The sequence below is a fragment of the Carboxydocella sp. JDF658 genome, assembly GCF_002049395.1.
GTDB lineage: Bacteria > Bacillota.
The window spans coordinates 1-3003 of record NZ_BDLR01000162.1 but is presented as its reverse complement, the minus strand read 5'-3'; the positions used below and the strand labels follow the sequence as shown (position 1 = coordinate 3003).

The 3003-nt window shown below is 44.9% G+C and carries 3 protein-coding genes and 1 pseudogene; all 4 read right to left on the bottom strand.

Annotated features, from left to right (window positions below):
* A pseudogene (locus tag JDF658_RS14900) lies at positions 1-344 on the bottom strand (UTP--glucose-1-phosphate uridylyltransferase); the annotation flags it as partial.
* A 37-nt stretch (positions 345-381) separates the two neighbouring features.
* Positions 382-813 (bottom strand): VanZ family protein, encoded by a 432-nt coding sequence (locus JDF658_RS12975; RefSeq protein ID WP_079907942.1) that lies wholly within the window; start codon positions 811-813, stop codon positions 382-384.
* Positions 810-1820: a UDP-glucose 4-epimerase GalE gene (gene galE / locus JDF658_RS12970; protein ID WP_079907940.1), complete on the bottom strand. Its 1011-nt coding sequence runs from the start codon at positions 1818-1820 to the stop codon at positions 810-812. Before galE ends, JDF658_RS12975 begins: the two co-directional genes overlap by 4 nt.
* 13 nt (positions 1821-1833) lie before the next feature.
* Positions 1834-2889 (bottom strand): glycosyltransferase family 4 protein, encoded by a 1056-nt coding sequence (locus JDF658_RS12965; RefSeq protein WP_079907938.1) that lies wholly within the window; start codon positions 2887-2889, stop codon positions 1834-1836.
* Between the last annotated feature and the right edge of the window lie 114 nt (positions 2890-3003).

Here is a 3003-nt window from a genome sequence, read left to right as displayed (position 1 = left end):
CACCAGACGGCATGTCCCAGACCTTTGGCCTCCTTTTGCCGAACATAGTGAACATCCACCATATCGGAGATGGAACGCACTTCTTTCAGCAAATCGAGTTTGCCTTTTTCCTCCAGGAAAGTCTCTAGCTCAATGGAGCGGTCAAAATGGTCCTCAATGGCCCGTTTGCCCCGGCCGGTGACAATGATAATGTCCTTGATCCCGGAAGCCACCGCCTCCTCCACCACATACTGAATGGTGGGCTTATCCACCAGAGGCAGCATCTCCTTGGGCTGGGCCTTGGTAGCAGGCAAAAACCTGGTTCCCAAACCTGCCGCTGGAATAATCGCTTTACGCACTTTCATCCTCTTCACTCCCCCCTGTAAAACTCAGTATTATTTTTTATCTTCTGTTAGATTTTGTTTTTTCCTGCCTGAATTTTGCTCTACAATAATTAAATATAGCCAAAAGATAAAAAATGCTCAAGTCCAGCACCACATCCTGCCAGCGGCCATGGCGGCCACTGATCTGGCGCTGGTTGAGTTCATCGAATAGAGCAATCAAAGGCAGGAAAAGCAGAGCTGGCCACCAGCGGCCCAGCACCCGTAAGAGAATAAAACCAAAGACAGTATATTCAACTACATGGGCAAACTTGCGTAAAAGATATTCGGCTTCAACGAAGGTAAGCTGTGACGGTAGCAGGGCAAGATAATGCCGCAAGGTGGAAGAATAAAGAGCCCTCTGCAGGGCAAAGGGCTGACTGGAAAACCAGAAGATGAGTCCCAGCCAGCCCAGGGTTACAATTGACCAGAACAGAGTTTTGCTCTGTTTCATGCCTCTTCCCTTTCCCGTCCTGACTGAAACCCGTCAGGATGCTGGTGATGCCAGGCCCAGGCTGTTTCTATCATTGCCATCAGATCGGGGTAGCGGGGTTGCCAGCCCAGTACCTGCCTGGCTTTTTCCGCTGCTGCCACCAGCCGGGCCGGATCTCCCGGCCGCCGGGGGCCGATTTGTACCGGCAAGGGATGACCGGTTACCTGACGGGCGACGCTGATGACCTCCTGGACGGAGAAACCCTGGCCATTGCCCAGATTAAAGGGCCCGGATTCTCCCCCAATCCAGAGGTATTGCAAGGCCAGCAAATGGGCTTCAGCCAGGTCAAGGACGTGAATATAGTCCCGAATGCAGGTGCCATCAGGGGTAGGATAATCCTGGCCATAGATGGTAATATGATCCCGCCTGCCATTAGCCACCTGCAGGATCAAAGGGATCAGGTGGGTTTCCGGCTGATGATCCTCGCCGATGGAGCCATCAGGCAGGGCACCACAGGCATTGAAATAGCGTAAAGCAGCATAGTGAAAATCATAGGTCCTGGCATATTGAGCCATGACCTGTTCCAGCATGAGCTTGGTCTGACCGTAGACATTAGTGGGTTCTGTAGGATCCTCTTCCCGAATGGGAATCTGCCGTGGTTCCCCGTAGACAGCGGCAGTTGAGCTGAAGACCAGGTGTTTAACTCCGGTTTTAAGCAGGGTGTTGAGGAAGAGGATGGTTTTGACAACGTTGTTTTCAAAGTATTTGGCCGGGTCAGTCATAGATTCTCCCACCAGGCTGCTGGCGGCGAAATGGATGACGCCGCTGATCTGGTGCTGGTTGATGATGGAAGTGACCAGGACAGAGTCGGCAATGTCGCCATGGTAAAAGGGGACGGTAGATGGTACGGCCTGGCGATGGCCGGTGCTGAGGTTGTCCAGCACGATGGGCTGATGGCCCTGCTGGAGCAAGTAGTATACGGTGTGGCTGCCGATATAGCCCGCGCCGCCGGTGACAAGTACGTTCATGATGGTCCTCCTTTTATAAAAGGCTTTGATAAACTGCAATTGTTTGTTGAACTACTCTTTCCCAACTGTAGTTTTCTTTAACCTTGTTAAAACCTTTTACTGCTAACCTGCTTAGATCTTCTGGATTATTTATGGCATAAATTAGTTTCTGCGCTAAATCTTCAGAATCTGCTTTTCGAAAAGTTAATGAACAATCATGACCAACTTCGAGATTTTCAGGTATATCACTGATGAGACACGGTAACTGATAACTCATAGCTTCCAGTAGCGAAATAGGTAAACCCTCCAGGTCTGATGGTAAAACATAAATATAAGCGTTACTATAGAGCTCTTGCAACAGATTTCCACTTACCTGGCCTGTAAAAATAATGTTTGGAAAGCTTTTATATTTCTCCAGGGTTAATACATAATCATCAGAATTACTTGAACCCCCTGCTATTACAAGCTTAAGATCAGTTTTAATTTTAGAAAAAGCTTCTAAAAGATAATGTGCGCCTTTTTCTGGGACTAACCTGGCCAGAAATAAAATATATTTTTGAGGTTGAAGGCCAAATTTTTCTTTTATTTCGCTGGCAGAAATTTTTGTGGGTAGTGTAACTCCATTAGGGATAAAAACTGGATCGATTTTGTATTTTTCTTGATAATAGTTTCTTAACGTATTAGAAACAATTATCAATTTATGAGGAAAGAAGGCTGATGTAATTTCACCTAATTTTAAAATTTGTTTAGCTAAGTACCCCCATTTAGCTCGTTGCCAATCCAGCCCATGCACTGTGACGACAATTTTTTTATGTGAAAGAAGTCTTGGTATAAAGCTTAACATACTATAAACAGTTGAACAAAAAGTATGAGTTATAGCATCTAGATGCTTAGTATTTATGCTTGGTAAATTTTTAATCACTATGCCATTATGATTTGACTTATCCTTTATACTTGAATAATGTTTTCTATTAAAAACTGTAAGCTCATAGCCAGCATTTACTAACCTCTTGCCTATTTCTTCAACATGTTTTTCAACCCCGCCAGATTGTGCCGGTAACCCTTTTTGTCCTATCATTGCAATTTTCATACATTTTCACCTTTATTTTTTGAATTTAATAATTTCTCATAGATACTTAACAGATTACTAAAATAAATTTCTTCAGTATATTTTTTGTTAATTTTTTCAATCGCGTTTTTACTC

What these genes read in the sequence shown, in the direction of transcription:
- JDF658_RS12965 (WP_079907938.1), bottom strand. Translation starts at nt 2,889, where the DNA reads ATGAAAATTGCAATGATAGGACAAAAAGGGTTACCGGCACAATCTGGC.
- galE (WP_079907940.1), bottom strand. Translation starts at nt 1,820, where the DNA reads ATGAACGTACTTGTCACCGGCGGCGCGGGCTATATCGGCAGCCACACC.
- JDF658_RS12975 (WP_079907942.1), bottom strand. Translation starts at nt 813, where the DNA reads ATGAAACAGAGCAAAACTCTGTTCTGGTCAATTGTAACCCTGGGCTGG.